12 protein-coding genes and 1 pseudogene are annotated in these 19,292 nt (G+C 43.1%); 10 read left to right on the forward strand and 3 right to left on the reverse strand.

Annotation, left to right across the window (positions count from 1 at the left end; all coding sequences use genetic code 11):
• A pseudogene (locus tag HADU_RS14200) lies at positions 1 to 1,952 on the forward strand (hypothetical protein); the annotation flags it as partial.
• 87 nt (positions 1,953 to 2,039) lie between these two features.
• On the opposite strand, the gene HADU_RS14205 reads toward HADU_RS14200, so the two are convergent.
• Together HADU_RS14205 and HADU_RS14210 are read right to left on the reverse strand one after the other, a co-directional pair.
• Positions 2,040 to 3,323 (reverse strand): ribonucleotide-diphosphate reductase subunit beta, encoded by a 1,284-nt coding sequence (locus tag HADU_RS14205; protein WP_008307445.1) that lies wholly within the window; start codon positions 3,321 to 3,323, stop codon positions 2,040 to 2,042.
• Between the two features lie 480 nt (positions 3,324 to 3,803).
• Entirely contained in the window at positions 3,804 to 6,638 is a 2,835-nt protein-coding gene (locus HADU_RS14210; RefSeq protein ID WP_008307447.1) for a ribonucleoside-diphosphate reductase subunit alpha, read from the reverse strand.
• A 555-nt stretch (positions 6,639 to 7,193) separates the two neighbouring features.
• On the opposite strand from HADU_RS14210, the gene bfmR reads away from it, so the two are divergent.
• Both bfmR and bfmS read left to right on the forward strand, forming a co-directional pair.
• The gene (gene bfmR, locus HADU_RS14215) at positions 7,194 to 7,910 is read left to right on the forward strand and encodes a response regulator transcription factor BfmR (RefSeq protein ID WP_004785097.1); all 717 of its coding nucleotides are present in this window, start codon (positions 7,194 to 7,196) and stop codon (positions 7,908 to 7,910) included.
• Positions 7,911 to 7,951: 41 nt separating this feature from the next.
• Positions 7,952 to 9,628 carry a sensor histidine kinase BfmS gene (gene bfmS, locus HADU_RS14220; protein WP_034593072.1) on the forward strand — a complete coding sequence of 559 codons (1,677 nt, stop codon included), beginning with the start codon at positions 7,952 to 7,954 and terminating at the stop codon, positions 9,626 to 9,628.
• Between the two features lie 60 nt (positions 9,629 to 9,688).
• Here bfmS and HADU_RS14225 read toward each other — a convergent pair whose 3' ends face one another.
• Positions 9,689 to 10,045: a hypothetical protein gene (locus HADU_RS14225; protein WP_004785094.1), complete on the reverse strand. Its 357-nt coding sequence runs from the start codon at positions 10,043 to 10,045 to the stop codon at positions 9,689 to 9,691.
• Between the two features lie 573 nt (positions 10,046 to 10,618).
• Between HADU_RS14225 and ndhC the strand changes: the two genes are divergently transcribed.
• From ndhC to nuoH, 7 genes are all read left to right on the forward strand, one after another.
• Positions 10,619 to 11,164, forward strand: a complete 546-nt coding sequence (ndhC, locus tag HADU_RS14230) for an NADH-quinone oxidoreductase subunit A (RefSeq protein ID WP_004785092.1) — start codon at positions 10,619 to 10,621, stop codon at positions 11,162 to 11,164.
• Positions 11,165 to 11,170: 6 nt separating this feature from the next.
• Positions 11,171 to 11,851 carry a NuoB/complex I 20 kDa subunit family protein gene (locus HADU_RS14235; protein WP_008307457.1) on the forward strand — a complete coding sequence of 227 codons (681 nt, stop codon included), beginning with the start codon at positions 11,171 to 11,173 and terminating at the stop codon, positions 11,849 to 11,851.
• A gap of 90 nt (positions 11,852 to 11,941) precedes the next feature.
• The gene (gene nuoC / locus HADU_RS14240; RefSeq protein ID WP_008307459.1) at positions 11,942 to 13,729 is read left to right on the forward strand and encodes an NADH-quinone oxidoreductase subunit C/D; all 1,788 of its coding nucleotides are present in this window, start codon (positions 11,942 to 11,944) and stop codon (positions 13,727 to 13,729) included.
• Positions 13,730 to 13,743: 14 nt separating this feature from the next.
• Positions 13,744 to 14,253, forward strand: a complete 510-nt coding sequence (gene nuoE, locus HADU_RS14245) for an NADH-quinone oxidoreductase subunit NuoE (RefSeq protein WP_004785086.1) — start codon at positions 13,744 to 13,746, stop codon at positions 14,251 to 14,253.
• The gene (gene nuoF / locus HADU_RS14250) at positions 14,250 to 15,581 is read left to right on the forward strand and encodes an NADH-quinone oxidoreductase subunit NuoF (RefSeq protein ID WP_004785084.1); all 1,332 of its coding nucleotides are present in this window, start codon (positions 14,250 to 14,252) and stop codon (positions 15,579 to 15,581) included. Before nuoE ends, nuoF begins: the two co-directional genes overlap by 4 nt.
• An 11-nt stretch (positions 15,582 to 15,592) precedes the next feature.
• Positions 15,593 to 18,271, forward strand: a complete 2,679-nt coding sequence (nuoG, locus tag HADU_RS14255; RefSeq protein WP_008307461.1) for an NADH-quinone oxidoreductase subunit NuoG — start codon at positions 15,593 to 15,595, stop codon at positions 18,269 to 18,271.
• A 3-nt stretch (positions 18,272 to 18,274) separates the two neighbouring features.
• Positions 18,275 to 19,285 carry an NADH-quinone oxidoreductase subunit NuoH gene (nuoH, locus tag HADU_RS14260; RefSeq protein WP_004785081.1) on the forward strand — a complete coding sequence of 337 codons (1,011 nt, stop codon included), beginning with the start codon at positions 18,275 to 18,277 and terminating at the stop codon, positions 19,283 to 19,285.
• Positions 19,286 to 19,292 lie beyond the last annotated feature (7 nt).

The following is a 19,292-nucleotide window of genomic DNA, read 5'->3' on the forward strand; positions in this document are numbered from 1 at the left end:
AACCCTTTAAATTAATTAGGTGGTTTATGTCGCACTTCAAGTTTTACTCTGCCGATGAACTATTAGTCATAAATTTTAAAGACAATGTTTTAATTAAGAAAGCATTATTAAGATCAGTATGTGAGGAATTGAAAGAATATAGGGTTTGTTATCAAGCTTATTCTAATAGGAATTTTTTAAAGTTAATTGATGATGTGGATTTTAAAAAAAAATTAATTTCAAGCTACGAAAATGAAGGGGAATTGCATGATAAATACTGGGTAGTTACTGCTTTATTAGGAAGTTGGAAGAATGATGAAGAAGTTAAAAATAAAATAAATGAATGGGTATATAGTGATAATAAAGATTTAGCAGCTCCTCTTTCTGAATATATCTCAGATTATATTGAGGATAAGGATGAAAGAAAAAGATGGTTGATTAATATTTCAAATGAAATGATTGAAAATGATTATTTACGTCCTGTATTTAGTTTAATCGATAATTTTAAAGATGAAGAAACAAAAGATATAATTATTGATTTTTTACAAAATGTAAAAATTAGGCCTGATTCAAGATCCAATTTAATAGGTTATTTAATAATTAATTTCCATGAATATCAGGAGGTATTAAATTTTTTACCAGAAATTTTTGAGAGCGCTCATTCTAATTTTGAAATAATTACTAAATGTTTAGAAGCTAATGAAATAGTTTCCAGTCAATTGTTGAAATTAGTTAATTCTTCTTATTCAGATGTTAGAGCAATTATAAACTCTATAATTTACGAGAGAGTAAATGATTTTGATTTTATTAAGGAAATTATTCCTAATCCTCTATTAGAGTATGATGGGACAATACGTACAAGAAAAATAATGGCTTATTCAAAAAGCGCAAAATTTTCTTCAATAAATAGCCAGTATTGGAAGTCTATTTGCTTAAAAGAATTAGTTTCTACAGGGCTTAATTATGAGCAAAAAGTAAGGTCGGGGATAATAGGTCTAATTGAATTGGAAGAGTTTAATGAGATAGAAAATTATTTTAAGAGTGATAAAGCAAAAGGGATGTATGCTGATAATTTCTTCATGATTGATTATTTACAAAGAGATAAGTTAGCTTCATCTATTTTTTTCAAAAATTTTGATAATTTTGATCTCCTTTTTCGAAAGGAAAAGATCAATATTAGTGAATTTATTAATCAGGGATACGAAAGTTATTTGGAAAGAACAAAAAATGGAAAGGAAATTTTGGAAGATTTTTATTTAAACTCGAATGATTTAAATCCATTAGTTAAAATACGAAAAGCAATAAAAATATATGGATTTAATAATTCTGTATTAGAATTAATTATTCAGAGTTTAACATTATCACCAGTCCATAATTTATTATCTCTCAATGAGCAAAATGAATTAGCTAAGTTATTAATTTTAAATTATAGGTGGGATGAGGTTTCTGAAATTTTCGTTAAATATTTAGGAGAACCAAATGAAATAATGTTTTCTTTCGAATCTGGTGTATTAGGCTGGTTCGCGTATGGTTGGAATGACTCACCATTTGCAAATTGGGTAAGAGCTCAATCTATAGAAAACTTAAATAAACACTCACTCACAAATAGAGCTTTTTTTGCTGACGTTCTAAATGAACCAAAATATCTCGAGGAAGTCATTTTGTATTTTGTGGATTTTACCTTTGAAGACTATAAATATTATGATTTTTTAAGAGAAATTTTTATAGAGTTAGCCAAAGGGGATCTGATGAAATCTGTTCTTAAAAAATGGATGATTTCTAAAAATTATCATTTAATTTCTTTAGCTATTGAATTATTAAAAGAAAAAGATAGATTGGATGTGGACTTAATTTATATGTTTAATGAATTCTATTCTAAACATAACTTAGAAAATTTGGATGGTATTAATTTTATGCAACCAAAACATAAGAATATGATTATGCAAATTTTTTCAAAAATTATTCCTTTTTAGAGTTTAAAAAAACCGCCAGATTTGGCGGTTTTTTTATGACAAACTATGAGTCGTAAATGACAAACAATGAGTCGCTTGACGTAAACCTTACCAGCTTAATGCACCGCCAGTTTGGTAATCTGTTACGCGCGTCTCGAAGAAATTCTTCTCTTTACGCAAGTCCATCATTTCTGACATCCACTGGAACGGGTTATTTACGCCAGCAAACTGTTCAGGCAGACCTAACTGCGCCAGACGACGGTTCGCAATGAACTTTAGGTATTCTTCCATCATGCCAGCATTCATACCTAATACACCGCGTGGCATCGTGTCACGTGCGTATTCGATTTCCAGCATGGTACCTTCAAGAATCATCTGGATGATTTCTTCCTGGAACTCAGTGGTCCATAAACCCGGGTTTTCGATCTTGATCTGGTTGATCATATCGATACCGAAGTTCAGGTGCATTGATTCATCACGCAGGATGTACTGGAATTGCTCGGCAACACCATTCATCTTGTTACGACGACCCATCGAAAGAATCTGGCTGAAACCGCAGTAGAAGAAGATCCCTTCAAGTACACAGTAGAACGCGATTAGGTTGCGAAGTAAAATCTGGTCGTTTTCAGGTGTTCCAGTTTTAAATGTTGGATCGCTTAACTGTTGCGTATATTTCAGGCCCCACGCCGCTTTACGTGCAACTGACGGTACTTCGCGGTACATGTTGAAGACTTCGCCTTCATCCATACCTAAAGATTCGATACAGTATTGGTACGCATGCGTGTGAATCGCTTCTTCAAATGCCTGACGCAGGATATATTGACGGCATTCAGGGTTGGTAATGTGACGGTAAATCGCCAGTACCAGGTTGTTTGCAACCAGTGAATCCGCAGTCGAGAAGAAACCAAGTGAACGCATCACGATGGTACGTTCATCTTCAGTCAAGCCATTTTCAGACTTCCATAGCGCGATGTCGTGGTTCATATTCACTTCTTGCGGCATCCAGTGGTTTGCACAACCGTCCAGATACTTCTGCCAAGCCCATTCGTATTTGAATGGAACAAGCTGGTTCAAGTCCGCACGACAGTTAATCATTGCCTTGTCGTCAACCTGTACACGTTGCGCACCCATTTCAAGCTCTTCCAAGCCTGGAGCAACATCAAGCTGATCTAGGGAAGCAGATGCTCTTGCCAACGAATCGGTTGGATTTGATCCTCGGTTTTGAGTGGCTCTAAGGGGTTGTGCAGCTGCCACATCCGACGATGTGTTGCTTGCATCAGGTACCACCTGTGAATTAGACGCTTTTTGCGGCTCGACGGGCGCAGGCTGCTGTGTTTGTGCAGCTGGTTTTTGCGAATCATCTTCGAAATCGTCCCAACTTAAGATAGACATATCAGTTCTCTCTTCGATGCTTATATCTTTTATTAGACATTCAGCCTCGCTGAAATGTCCTACTATACGCTCAATTTATGTAAGCAAAATTAAGTTTTGTCGATGACTGCTCTGCTTTTGTACGGAAGAGCAAAAATCCCCACTACTTATTTTGCTTGCGCGATTTATGAGTCTTTAACCAGAAATAGGCAATTGGCAAATAAAAGGTAAGTACAAAGGAAACGACCAATGCGACAAGTCCTAACAGATAATTGTGAGTCATTGGAGGCATGGTGGTTTCCTTTTATTTTACTTTAAATAAATATTTCAGTTTCTGTGTTAAAGCCATGCATAGTTTAACTAAGCATGGCTTTCTGAAAATAAATTCAGATTAGTCACTGTCAGCTTTGATAGCGGTAATTAGAGCTGTAAGCACAGCTATAAATAGTATTGCTAAAATAAGGAAGACGAAACCAATAACTAAGAAAACTGAGACATTCATTACTGACAAGCCTCACAATCAGGGTTGTCAATTGAACATGCCATTGGTACTGGTGCTGCATTTGCAAAACCTTCTTCCTCAGCAGGAACTTCAGGTTTTGCTTCAACTGCTGGAGCAGCAGCTGCAACAGGGGCTGCAGTTGCAGTCGCTTTAACAGCATTTAGTGCACCAGTATTAATCGTTGATTTCTCGGCAGACGTTGCACCCAATGCACGTAGGTAATAAGTGGTTTTAAGACCACGTAACCAGGCCATCTTGTAAGTGATGTCCAGTTTCTTACCGTTTGCACCAGCGATATAAAGGTTCAGAGACTGAGCCTGGTCAATCCATTTTTGACGACGTGAAGCAGCATCTACGATCCAGCGAGTTTCAACTTCAAACGCAGTCGCGAAGATCGCTTTTAGCTCTTCAGGAATACGGGAAATCTTCTGCACAGAACCTTCGAAATGTTTCAGGTCGTTGACCATGACTGCATCCCAAAGACCACGTTCTTTCAACGCACGTACCAGGTACGGGTTAATCACTGTGAATTCGCCAGACAGGTTCGATTTCACATACAAGTTCTGGAATGTAGGCTCGATAGACTGGGACACGCCACAGATATTTGAAATCGTTGCAGTTGGCGCAATTGCCATTACGTTCGAGTTACGCATACCGTCTTTTTGAACTTTGGCACGTAAAGTATCCCAGTCCAGACGTTGAGTGCGGTCGACTTCAAACATACGTTCTGGGCGAGTTTTCGCAACCAGGTCAAGCGAGTCAATTGGTAAAATACCTTGATCCCACAATGAACCTTTAAATGTTTCATAAGTACCACGTTCAACAGCCAAATCGCTTGAAGTTGAAATTGCGTAGTAAGAAATCACTTCCATCGATTCATCAGCAAACTCAACCGCAGCTTCAGAACCATAAGCAAGGTTCATTTCGTATAGTGCATCCTGGAAGCCCATGATACCCATACCGACTGGACGGTGTTTCAGGTTTGAATTACGTGCTTGAGGAACAGCGTAGTAGTTGATGTCAATCACGTTATCAAGCATACGAACTGCAGTTTTAACTGTACGTGCCAGTTTTTCGCGGTCTAGTACACCACCTTGAACGTGTTGAACCAGGTTGATTGAACCTAGGTTACATACTGCGATTTCTTCTTTGCTGGTGTTCAGCGTAATTTCTGTACACAAGTTAGAAGAATGGACTACACCCACGTGTTGCTGTGGTGAACGCAAGTTACATACGTCTTTGAATGTGATCCACGGGTGACCAGTTTCAAACAGCATCGAAAGCATTTTGCGCCACAAATCTTTTGCACGGATTTTCTTGTGCAACATGTTTGTTTCTTTGGCAATGCTTTCGTAGTAAGCATAACGCTCAGCGAATTCTGCACCTGTTAAGTCATGTAGATCAGGCGTTTCAGAAGGTGTGAACAGTGTCCATTCCGCATCTTCGAATACACGTTGCATGAACAGGTCAGGAACCCAGTTCGCAGTGTTCATGTCGTGGGTACGACGACGGTCATCACCAGTGTTCTTACGCAGTTCCAGGAATTCTTCGATGTCCAGGTGCCAAGTTTCAAGATATGCACATACTGCACCTTTACGCTTACCACCTTGGTTTACTGCAACAGCTGTATCGTTCGCTACTTTCAGGAACGGAACCACACCTTGTGATTTACCATTTGTACCTTTGATGTATGAGTTCAGCGCACGAACTGGTGTCCAGTCATTCCCTAAACCGCCCGCCCATTTAGACAGCATTGCGTTATCACGCATCGCGCCATAGATATCAAACAGGTCATCATCAATCGTAGTTAAGTAGCAGCTAGACAACTGTGGACGTAACGTACCTGAGTTAAACAGGGTCGGCGTCGATGCCATGTAGTCGAAACTAGATAACAGGTTATAGAACTCGATTGCACGCTCTTCACGGTTTTCTTCGTTCAGGGCCAAACCCATTGAAACACGCATAAAGAATAATTGTGGTAATTCGAAACGTACGCCATCCGAGTGGATGAAATAACGGTCAAATAATGTTTGCAGACCTAGATAAGTAAACTGGTTAGAGCGTTCTGGTTGAATCGCTGCAGCCAATTTAGTCAGGTCAAAGTTAAGAAGTTCAGGTGAAAGAAGTTCTAGCTCAATCCCTTTTTTCAGATAAGTTTCCAGCGCATCGACTTCAACGGTATCTGCAGGTAGACCCAGGAATTCCAAACCAGTTGCTACCAGGTCATTACGTAATAGACGTGCAGTCACATAGGTATAGTTTGGTTCTTGTTCGATACGGGTACGGGTCGCCATCATCATGGTTGTAGAGATGTCTGACTCTTTTACGCCGTTATACAGGTTTTTTACGGTCTCATCGACAATTGCCTGAACGTCGATTCCTTCAAGGCCTTCAGCAGCTTTAGCAACAGTTTCCGTCAGTTGGCTCAGGTCAAGCGGTTTGAGCTTGCCCGCTGCATCAGTAATTTGCAGGGTAGGGTGATGGTTAGCACCCAGCTGCTTACGAGCGTCAGAACGTTGTTCGCGATAGATGACATAGGCACGCGCAACTTTCTGTTCGCCAGTACGCATAAGCGCAAGTTCAACCTGATCCTGGATTTCTTCAATGTGAATCGTCCCACCAGAAGGCAAGCGACGTTTGAAAGTGTTCATGACCATTTCCGTCAGCTGCTCAATACGATCGTGAATACGGCTTGAGTCAGCACTTTGTTGGCCTTCAACAGCCAAAAAAGCCTTACCAATTGCGACAGAAATTTTTTCTGCATCAAAAGTGGCAACATCGCCGGTGCGTTTAATCACCTGAAGTTGACCAGGAGTTGAAGTAATTACGCTCATTTTAGCATAGCTCCATTGTCATCTATTTTTATGTTTATGGACCGTTTGAACTGGGCAATTTTTATGCCACAGTGTTTGAGGAATAAACACAATACCTAGTGGTTTAAAAATTAATTGAACACAAGATACGGGAAAATTTAGGGTAGATCAATATTGACATTTTAATAAATATTTTAGTGAAACAACCTGAGAAACTTTATTAAAAAAATCCTTTTTTTTATCATCTTGGTGCAAGCCTTATTCGGCAAGGCATAGCATAACAAAGCTGGCAAGAAGTACTTATAGATAACATTGTGGATAACTCTTTTTGAGCAAATTGAGGGGCATTTTTTATTCAGATAGACGGTTACCTAGCCTAGATTTGTTCGATGTTTTGTATAAAAAATGTCGCTAACAGAAATATCTGCAAAAAAATATTACAAAATGCTACTTTGATGTATCAGTTTGGTGAACGCTATCTTGTTTACAATGTAAACGTGTGTATATTGCTTGCTATATCCACCGTATCTATCAGATTTCAAAAGGATACGTCCATCGAATAAAGGTGCACAATATATGAGCCAAGAAGAAAAGTTACCCAAAATTCTAATCGTTGAAGATGATGAGCGTCTTGCTCGTTTAACTCAAGAATATCTTATTCGTAACGGACTTGAGGTAGGGGTAGAGCCCGACGGTAATCGTGCGATTCGCCGCATTATCGCCGAGCAGCCAGACATGGTAGTTTTAGATGTTATGTTGCCAGGTGCGGATGGATTGACCATCTGTCGTGAAGTTCGTCCACATTATCATCAACCGATTTTGATGCTGACTGCACGTACTGAAGATATGGATCAGGTCTTAGGTCTGGAAATGGGTGCAGACGACTATGTCGCTAAACCGGTTCAGCCGCGTGTCCTGCTGGCTCGTATTCGTGCTTTATTACGCCGTACCGACAAAGTGCCTGAGGATGAAGTGGCTCAGCGCATCGAATTTGATGACCTGGTCATCGACAATGGTGGTCGTTCAGTGACCTTGAATGGTGAGCTGGTTGACTTTACCAGTGCAGAATATGACCTGTTGTGGCTGCTGGCTTCAAATGCGGGTCGCATCTTGTCACGTGAAGATATCTTTGAGCGTTTACGCGGCATCGAATATGACGGCCAAGACCGTTCAATTGATGTGCGTATCTCACGCATTCGTCCAAAGATTGGTGACGATCCTGAAAATCCAAAACGTATTAAAACAGTACGTAGTAAAGGTTATCTATTCGTCAAAGAAACTAACGGTATCTAATCGGTGCCTTTAGCCGCCTGAATAAACAGGATAATTAATAGGTGTTTAAACACAGTATATTTTTGCGGATATACGCAGGCCTGGTAATGCTTGTGGTCCTGGTGGCAGTATTCAGCTATCTGCTGGTACAGATCATCAACTACCAGCGTGCGCAGGAGTATCGTGAATCCCTGACTGATGGTATGGCGTATATCATCAGTGAGGGGGTTGCGAGACAGCCTAATCTGCAGCAAAAGATGGATTGGGTTTCAGATGCGTCTGATCTGCTGGAATTACCGATCTACTATGTCGAATCCAGTAAAGTGGATATTACCCGGGCGGAAGGTCGACGTCTGGCTAACCGTAAGGCAGTCGTGCGTTGGGATGCCAAAACCGGGGTAGCTTATATTGTCATCGGGCTACGTGATGATCCAAGTCATTATCTTTATATTAAGGCGGATAATATTACTGAACGTCAGATGAAGGCTTTACCGGTCTTTATTCTGGATTATCTGGTGTACTACCCAGGTCAGGAAAAAGAATACCTGAAGCGAATTCAGGACTATTTCTCTTATCCAATCTCGATCGAAAATGTCCAGAGCCTGCCACTAGATTCCGAGCAGATTGGACGTTTGCGTCTAGATCACAGCATTATTCTATATCGTGATAGTGCCTCAATTCGCGGTACTACAATTTCGATCATTTCTCCTATTCCTAGCTCGACGTCTGAAGTGCTGGTAATGGGGCCAGTGCCATTATTTAACTGGATGCCATTCCAGTTAGCTGCCGGGATTACCTTGCTCAGTCTGTTTGTCTTGAGTCTGGGGATTTATGGTCTGCTGGTGCCAATGCAGCGTAAACTGCGTGAAGTGAGCTATGCCCTGAACAAGATGAAAACTGGCAATATGTCATTACGTCTTCCGGTAGAGGGTAGTGATGAGATGGCGACGCTGGCTTCCAGCTATAACAATATGTCGGATCATATTCAGCGTCTGATTGAAGCGCAGCGTGAATTGATGCGTGCCGTATCGCATGAGCTGCGTACACCTGTTGCTCGTATTCGTTTTGCTGTGGAAATGATGGCAGATGAAGACGACTATGATTATCGCTTGCAGCAGGTTGAGCAGATCGATAAAGATATTGAAGCCTTAAATACCTTGATCGATGAAATCATGACCTATGCCAAACTGGAACAGGGCATGCCTTCAATTGAATTTGAAGATATTGATCTGTTTGAAGTGTTGGATCAGGTGGCAGTCGAAACAGATGCTTTAAAAACTGGCAAAGAAGTCGAAGTACTGCCGATGCCAGTACCTGTGACTGTAGAAGCTGAACGACGTTACCTGCATCGTGTGGTACAAAATCTGGTGGGGAACGCAGTACGCTACTGTGAGCAAAAAATCCTGATCAGCGGCGGACTAGACGCTAAGGGCATGGCGTATATCTGTGTAGAAGATGATGGTCCGGGGATTCCGGAAGCTGACCGTGCTCGTATCTTTGAAGCTTTTGCTCGACTGGATGATAGTCGTACCCGTGCTTCAGGGGGGTATGGTTTGGGCTTGTCTATTGTCAGCCGGATTGCCTACTGGTTTGGTGGAGAGATTCAGGTCGATCAAAGTCCGACACTGGGTGGTGCACGCTTTATCATGATTTGGCCAGCCAGCCGTTACGGTAAAAAAATCGAGCAAAAACCGATCGAAAAACCGGAAAAAGCTGAAGTGTCAGATCAATCAGAATAAGAGTTTAGGTGAGAAAAAACGATACATAGGTATCGTTTTTTTATGGCTATTTAAAGGGGATTATTCATGGATGGTAGCATCCGGTTCAATCAGTGGTTTGCCTTCTTTTAGGCTGTTTAAGGCATCAGAATTGAAGTTGATCAGTAGCTTGTTGTTTTTAACATCTACCTGATAGCTTTGGATTAGCTTTTGGTCACCAGATAAGGTTTCAAGCTTGTACTCATCGGCAATATTCATAATACCGTCTAGGTTAATGCTGGAAGAGGCATAGTCTGTCTGGAAAAGTTTATGAATATCCCCTAAGTCAAAGATTGCATTGCTGGCATCCTGATGTTTTTGGATATAGCTTTCTACATGTCGCATCAATAATTGAGCAAAGAAAAAATAATCAGGTTTATGGGTGAATCGTAGAGACATGCATGGACTCCTTATTGTTACTTTATAAATGTCATAGTGTATTTAAAAATAGAAATATCATAATCTGAATCAAACTGTTGGACGTGTTGCAAAAATACACAATTGCTCTTTTAAGGCTTACCGAGAGCGGGTAGAAAAGGGGGCTTCTAATTGAATGACAACATTCATGTTAAACATCTTTTAAAAACACACTGATTTTTTCGAGGCATTATGCAAAGGTGAAATGTTTTTGATTGATTCTTTATAAGTTTCGTTTCATTGGGTGGGTAGCCAGCCACTGTAAAAGGAGTGAGGCTTAACTAAGCAGAGCTTTAAAAGCCTATCTGGTTTTAGAAAAAATAATGAAAATTTAAACTTTAATTTAAAAAAACGATCGGTTGAGATTCTCTGAGCTTAAAGCCAGAATAAAATTAGGAAAGTCTAAAAAATCATCCAAAAGACTAAGGCTTATAAACTAGCAAGTGAAATCCAAAATCAGGTACAATTGGCGGGATTAATTTTGTGTTTGGTGTATTTGAAGGCCAATACATACATTCTTTGTTAATAAATCGGCCTGCCAGGAGTTATCCCCGCATGAGTGCCATTACTCCATACGAATGGGCAATTATTGCCTTCGTGATCGGCGTTACATTTTTATGCGTCTTTATGCTCACTGTCCCATTACTCCTCGGGGGTAAATCATGGGGCCGTGCCAAGCAGGAGCAGTTTGAGTCAGGCGTAGTCAGCGCAGGTGGAGCTCGTATCCGCTTGTCTGCGAAATTCTATTTAGTTGCAATTTTCTTTGTAGTCTTCGACCTCGAAGCACTTTACCTGTATGCATGGGCATCTTCTGTTCGTGAAGTAGGTTGGATTGGTTTTGCAACTGCAGCTATCTTTATTTTGGTTTTACTTGTTGGTTTGGTTTACGAATTATCGACAGGCGCACTGAACTGGGCACCTTCAGACAGACGTAAAGCAGCAGGATACAAAGCTAAAATTGGTTCGCCAAATATGGATCTTGCAGAAATTACGCGCTTCAACTCTGTTGAAGAATTGGTTATGGATCCAACTGGTCAAATCCCAGCTCAATCATCTGGTCTTGTGAAAAAATCACAAGTTCAACCCTCTGATAAGGAGTAACTCGGGATGAAATATACATTAACCCGTGCGAATCCGAATGCTGATGAATATCCACTTCAAGAGCGTATCGTTGTAGAAGATCCGCTTCTAGAAGAAGAAGTGAATAAAAATGTGTTCATGACTCGCCTAGAGGATGTAATGCACACAGCAGTGAACTGGGGTCGTAAGAACTCAGTTTGGCCATTTAACTTTGGTACATCTTGCTGCTACGTTGAATATGCAACGACTTTGACCGGTGTGCATGACTTGTCACGTTTCGGTGCAGAAGTTATCCGTGCTTCACCGCGTCAGGCAGACTTGATGATCGTAGCAGGTACATGCTTCGTGAAAATGGCTCCGGTAATTCAACGTCTGTATGAACAGATGCTTGAACCGAAATGGGTTATTTCAATGGGTGCGTGTGCGAACTCAGGTGGTATGTACGATATTTATTCAGTCGTACAAGGTGTGGACAAGATTATTCCGGTAGATGTATACGTTCCGGGCTGCCCACCACGTCCTGAAGCATTGATCCAGGCATTAATGCTGTTACAAGACCAAATTCAATTAGAGCGTCGTCCGCTGTCTGCGGTAATCGGTGATGATCTTAAGCCAGTGTATAAGCCAAAGATGATACCGGAACGTGACCGTAAGAAAGACCAGCGTGTGGCTGTGAAGAACTTACGCTCTATGGATGAAATTAAATAATTTAAACGACCGGTTTTTTGTTGTGCACCCGCTATGGGTGTAGTTGTCGTTTAGGTTGACTGAATTTGTATTAAATAGGAAGCCAAGCCAATGGCTGAAACTGACATTGCTATGCCAGAATCAACAGCAGTTGATTCACGCCCAGCATTTGCCATCATTGAAGAGCTCAAAACCAAGTTTGGTGAGAACTTCTTTGTGCAAACGACTTTCGAGGATTTCCCGACAGTTTGGGTTGAGCGCGCACGTGTACAAGAAGTACTAATGTTCTTGCGTACCGTGCCACGTCCATACGTGATGCTATTCGACTTGTCTGCAGTAGATGAGCGTTTACGTACGCACCGTGACGGTTTGCCTGCGTCAGAATTCACAGTGTTCTATCATTTATTATCTTTAGAGCGTAACTGTGACATTCGTATTAAAGTTGCATTAAGCGACAGCGATCTGAATATTCCGACCGCAACGAATATCTGGCCAAATGCGAACTGGTATGAGCGTGAAGCTTATGACATGTTCGGCATCAATTTCGAAGGGCATCCAATGCTCCGTCGTATCTTGTTGCCAACCTACTGGGAAGGTCACCCGCTACGTAAAGAATATTCTGCACGTGCAACGGAATATACACCGTATATGCAGAACCAAGCCAAACAAGACTTCGAGCAAGAACACCTTCGCTTTGTTCCTGAAGATTGGGGCTTAAAGCGTGGTAATAAAGACGAAGACTTCATGTTCCTGAACTTGGGTCCTAACCACCCATCTGCGCATGGAGCATTCCGTGTAATTTTGCAGTTGGATGGTGAAGAAGTGAAAGACTGTGTGCCAGATATTGGCTATCACCACCGTGGTGTGGAAAAGATGGCTGAACGTCAAACTTGGCATTCATTCATTCCTTATACTGACCGTGTGGACTACTTAGGTGGTTGTGCTCAAAACATGCCGTATGTGATGGGTGTGGAACAACTGGCAGGTATTACTGTGCCAGACCGCGCACAATGTATTCGTGTCATGATGTCGGAACTGTTCCGTATCAATAACCACTTGCTGTACATCGGTACTGCGATTCAGGATGCCGGCGGTATGACCCCAGTATTCTATATGTTCGCTGACCGTCAGAAAGTGTATGACATCGTGGAAGCGATTACTGGTTACCGTATGCATCCAGCATGGTTCCGTATCGGTGGTACTGCACATGATTTGCCAAATGGTTGGGAAAAACTGGTTCGAGACTTGCTCGACTGGATGCCTAAACGTTTGAACGAATACTATACTGCAGCACTGAAAAACTCTGTATTCATGGGTCGTACCCGTAATGTGGCTCAGTACGATGCGAAATCTGCATTGGCATGGGGTGTAACAGGTACTGGTCTGCGTGCGACAGGTATCGACTTTGATGTTCGTAAATACCGTCCATACAGTGGTTATGAAAACTATGACTTCGAAGTGCCAGTTGAGTACGAAGGCGATGCATATGCTCGTGTGATTGTTCACTTCCGTGAAATCGAACAGTCACTGAAAATCATTAAGCAGTGTCTAGAGAATATGCCTTCTGGCGCGTACAAAGCGGACCATCCGCTGGCTGTTCCACCACCAAAAGACAAAACATTACAAGATATTGAAACCTTGATTACGCACTTCTTAAGCGTTTCTTGGGGCCCTGTAATGCCTGCAGGTGAATCATCTGTGATGGCAGAGGTGGTGAAAGGTGCGTCGACTTATTATCTGACTTCAGACAAGTCAACCATGAGTTACCGTACCCGTATTCGTACACCAACTTTCACGCATTTACAGCAAATGCCTTCTGTGATTAACGGCAGTCTTGTATCTGACTTAATCATTTATTTAGCGACAATCGACGTCGTAATGGCTGACGTGGATCGCTAAGGGGTAAACGCATTATGATGATTTTGACTGATAAAAAGCCACGTGTGAATGTTGAAGGGATTTTAACTTCGGAAGAAATCCACGAAATTGAACATCACATTGGGCATTACCCGTACCCACGTGCAGCGTGTCTTGATGCGCTCAAATGTGTACAACGCCGTAATGGCTGGGTAGACGATGCTCAAATGAATGCCATCGCGCAAATGCTCAGCATGAGCCTTGCCGATTTGGAAGGGGTTGCAACGTTCTATAACCGTATTTACCGTCAGCCAGTGGGTCGTCACGTAATTTTACTGTGTGACTCAATTGCGTGTTTCTTGATGGGTGCGGAGACTTTAGCAGAAGCATTCCAGCGTGAATTGGGTATCCAGTTCGGCCAAACCACAGCGGATGGCCGTTTTACCTTGCTTCCAATTTGCTGCCTAGGTAACTGTGACAAAGGTCCAACCCTCATGATTGATGAAGACACTCACGGTCTCGTGGAAGTGACATCAATTAAACAGTTATTGGAGAAGTATGTATGAATACCGAACCAAAACCAATTTATGGCGACGGTAACCCGGAAACGCATCCACTGACTTGGCGTCTGAGCAAACAAGCAAATGTCCGTCACGTTGATGATTACGAAGCGCTTGAAGGCTATGCAGGCTTTAAAAAAGCCCTGTCTATGACACCGAAAGAAGTGCTGGAAGTTGTAAAAGCAGCAACCGTAAAAGGTCGTGGTGGTGCAGGCTTCCCGGCAGGGATCAAATGGTCGCTGATGGCGCCAAATGACAATTCAGGTCCACGTTACCTGATTTGTAATGCCGATGAGATGGAACCAGGTACCTTCAAAGACCGTCTGTTGATGGAAGATCTTCCTCACCAGCTGATCGAAGGTATGCTGATTGCAGCTTATACCCTTGAAGCAACTCAAGGTTATATCTTCATCCGTGGTGAATACATCGAAGCGGCGAAATACCTGAACGAAGCGCTTGAACAGGTTCGTGCCAAAGGTTATCTGGGTGACAACATCCTGGATTCTGGCTGGAGCTTCGAGTTACACGTGCATACCGGTGCGGGTCGTTATATCTGTGGTGAAGAAACTGCATTGATTAACTCGCTTGAAGGTCGCCGTGCAAACCCGCGTACCAAACCACCATTCCCGCAGGTTGCAGGTGCTTGGGGTCGTCCTACAATTGTGAACAACGTAGAGACCTACAACAACTTGCCAGCCATCATGTTGCGTGGCCCAGAATGGTACATCGGTCTGTCTGCAGGCAAATCGAAAGATCCTGGCACAAAAATTTATGGTGCTTCAGGTAAGGTGAAATTCCCAGGTCTATGGGAACTACCATTCGGTACCACTGCACGTGAAGTGATTGAAGAACATGCCGGTGGTATGCGTGACGGCCTGAAGCTGAAAGCATGGTTACCCGGTGGTGCATCAACTGACTTCCTGGCTGCCGAGCATATCGATCTTCCGATGGATGCGGAAAGCATCATGAAAGCAGGTTCACGTTTAGGTACCTGTCTATTGATGGTGGTTGATGAAACTCAATGTATGGTTTCAGCGACTCGTAACCTCGAAGAATTCTTTGCGCGTGAATCATGTGGCTGGTGTACACCTTGCCGTGATGGCTTACCTTGGGCGGTGAAAGCGCTTAAAGCACTTGAAGATGGTACTGGCAAGAAAGAAGATATCGATCACTTACAAGAACTGACTCGTAAGCTTTGGATTGGTAAAACTTTCTGTGCTCACGCACCAGGTGCTATGGAACCGTTAATGGGCGCACTCAAACATTTCCGTGGCGAATTTGAAGCGAAAGTCGTAAATGCTGCCGCTCAAACCCGCAACGTAGAACAAGCTTAAGGAATTCGACTATGGCTACAATTCATGTCGATGGAAAATCGTATGAAGTCAACGGCTCGGAAAACTTGCTGCAAGCATGTTTGAGTCTTGGCATCGACATCCCATACTTTTGTTGGCATCCATCCTTAGGTTCTGTCGGTTCTTGCCGTCAATGTGCTGTGACTCAATACGCGAATCCAGAAGATACGCGTGGTCGTTTGGTCATGTCATGTATGACACCGGCTGCTGACAATACCTACATCTCGATTGAAGACAAAGAAGCAAAAGATTTCCGTGCTTCCGTTGTTGAATTCTTGATGACCAATCACCCGCACGACTGTCCAGTCTGTGAAGAGGGTGGCCACTGTCACCTGCAAGATATGACCGTGATGACACAACATGACCGTCGTCGTTACCGGTTCACCAAGCGTACGCATTACAACCAAGAACTTGGTTCGTTCATTGCGCACGAGATGAACCGTTGTATCGCATGTTACCGTTGTGTTCGTTATTACAAAGACTATGCGGGCGGTACGGATTTCGGCGTATATGCAAACGCTTCTCGCGTTTATTTCGGTCGTCCGGAATCAGGTACTTTGGAATCTGAATTCTCAGGTAACCTGACTGAAGTTTGTCCGACTGGTGTATTCACCGATAAGACTCACTCAGAACGCTATAACCGTAAATGGGACATGCAGTACGCACCAAGCGTATGTCATGGCTGTTCTTCAGGTTGTAACATCTCTCCGGGTGAGCGTTATGGCGAGCTTCGCCGTGTTGAAAACCGTTTCAATGGTGAAGTTAACCAATACTTCCTGTGCGATAAAGGTCGTTTCGGTACCGGTTATGTAAACCGTAAAGACCGTCCTCGTCAGCCACAGTTCCGTACTGGTACGAATGTAGAAACAGTTTCTGTTGATACCGCACTGGATACCGTAATTGCGAAAATCCAGGGCAAAAAAGTTCTGGGGATCGGTTCACCACGTGCATCACTTGAAGCTAACTTCGCACTACGTGAGTTAGTTGGTCAAGACAACTACTCAACTGGTATGGCTCAAAAAGAGCAAAATCTGGTTGAGCTGGCTGCATCGATCATGCAAACCGAGGGTGTTTATAACCCGAACATGCGTGAAATCGAAAGCTATGATGCGGTACTGATTCTAGGTGAAGACCTGACTCAAACTGCGCCACGTATGGCTTTATCTGTTCGCCAAGCTGCGAAAAATAAAGGCAAGGAAATGGCTGCAGAGCGCCGTACCCAAGAATGGCTGGCTGAACCTGTACAACGTATTGCCCAAGATGCGAAATCTCCGATTTACATTCTGGCTGCAACACAAACACGTTTGTCTGACGTTGCAGAAGGTGAAGTAGTTGCTTCTCCAAATGACATCGCACGTTTAGGCTTCGCGATTGCTGCGGGCGTGAAAGGTGAAATCATCACTGGTCTTGATGACGATGCGAAAGCATTTGCACAAACCATTGCAGATACGTTGAAAGCTGCGAAGAAACCACTGATTATCTCTGGTACAAGTCTACAAGACGCAACCATCATGGAAGCTGCTGCACAAGTCGCACAAAACCTGGGTAATGCGGGCTTGACCTTGACTGTTCCTGAAGTGAACTCAATGGGGCTGGCAATCTTCGGTGGTCAAAGCCTTGAACAAGCATTTGCACAAGACTATGACACTGTCCTAATTGTAGAAAACGATCTATACCGTCGTTTACCAGCAGCTCAGGTTGATGCTGCGCTTGCAGGTAAACAAGTGATCGTATTGGATCACTCTGAAACTGCGACTGTGAAGAAAGCCAACATCGTATTGTCTGCTGCTTCATTTGCTGAAGGTGATGGTACTGTCGTTTCTCAAGAAGGCCGTGCACAACGTTTCTATCAAGTGTATGACCCTAACTACTACAATCCGGAACTTGCGATCAAAGAATCTTGGCGCTGGTTACACGCACTGGAAACAGGCGTACAAGGCAAAGCGATTTCCTGGACTGTACTGGATGATGTGATCGAGTCAGTAGCAAGTAACGTTCCTGCACTTGAAGGTATTCTGGATGTAGCACCAGATGCAGGCTTCCGTGTCCATGGTCTGAAAGTGGCACGTGAACCACGTCGTTATTCAGGTCGTACTTCGATGCGTGCGCCATTGTCTGTACATGAGCCGAAACAGCCTACTGATAAAGACACTGCATTAACATTCTCTATGGAAGGTTATGTCGGTGATGAGACTCCATCTTCACTGGTACCATTTGCTTGGGCTGCAGGCTGGAACTCACCACAAGCCTGGAACAAATACCAGGATGAAGTGGGCGGTCATTTAAAAGGAGGTGATTCAGGCGTTCGTTTATTCGACCGTTTACCAAAACGTCCAGCGCGTAGCTTCGTTGCACCAGCACCTGTGCTTGTAAATGCTGAAAGCTTCCGTCTGGTACCAATGCATCACATCTTTGCATCTGGCGAGTTCACCATTAAAACTCCGGCAATGGAATCACGTATTCCTGACGCAGTATTTGCAGTGGGCGAACAGGATGCTACACGCTTGAACCTGCAAGACGGTCAGAAGATCACTGTGAAAGCAGGCGAGACTTCAATTGTTCTTCCTGTACAAGTGATTGAATACTTACCAACAGGTTATATTGGCTACCCAATTGGTCTTGCACCAACGGTATCTCTTGCAGAGCCTGTTTCAGTCGCGGTAGGAGCGTAATTCATGGAACAAGAATTAATCCGTCAAACGCCGTTGTGGGCTGAAAACTGGCCAATCGCCTATTCAGTACTTCAAGCGATCGTGATCTTACTGGTTGTAGTACTGATCGCTGCGTTGATGTCTTTTATTGAACGTCGTTTACTCGGCTTGTGGCAAGACCGTTACGGTCCGAACCGTGTAGGTCCGGGCGGTATGTTCCAGATTGTTGCCGACATGCTGAAAATCATGTTCAAGGAAGACTGGACACCAAAATTTGCTGATAAATTGACTTTCCGTATGGCTCCAGCAGTTGCGATGGCAACTGCGGTGCTGTCGTTCATGGTTATTCCTGTATCACCTTACTTAGGTGTTGCAGACATGAGTATCGGTCTGTTGTTCTTCATGGCAATGGCAGGTATTGCGGTATATGCAGTACTGTTTGGTGGTTGGTCTTCTAACAACAAATACGCATTGCTTGGTGGTCTACGTTCAGCAGCACAAACCATTTCTTATGAAGTGTTCTTGGGTATTTCCCTGATGGGTGTAGTGGCAATTGCCGGTTCATTCAACATGCGTGAGATCGTAGAAGCACAGAAAGATGTATGGTTTATTATTCCTCAGTTCTTAGGCTTCCTGATCTTCGTGGTTGCAGGTGTTGCGGTAACTCACCGTCACCCATTTGACCAACCAGAAGCGGAACAGGAACTGGCGGAAGGTTACCACGTAGAATATGGCGGTATGAAATGGGGGATGTTCTTCGTTGCGGAATACGTAAACGTAGTACTGATCTCTGCATTGATCGTAACCCTGTTCTTCGGTGGCTGGTTAGCACCATTTGGTCTTGATTTCCTTCCACCAGCATTCTGGTTCATTATTAAAACAGCATTCTTCGTAATGATGTTTGTATTGGCGCGTGGTTCTTTAATGCGTCCACGTTATGACCAGGTGATGAACTTTGGTTGGAAAATTTGCTTGCCATTGGCGTTGGTTAACCTTTTGGTGACTGGTGCTGTGATTCTGTTGAATCAGGCCTAAGACAGCA

This window comes from Acinetobacter sp. HA, assembly GCF_000264725.1.
Taxonomy (GTDB): Bacteria; Pseudomonadota; Gammaproteobacteria; order Pseudomonadales; family Moraxellaceae; genus Acinetobacter; species Acinetobacter schindleri.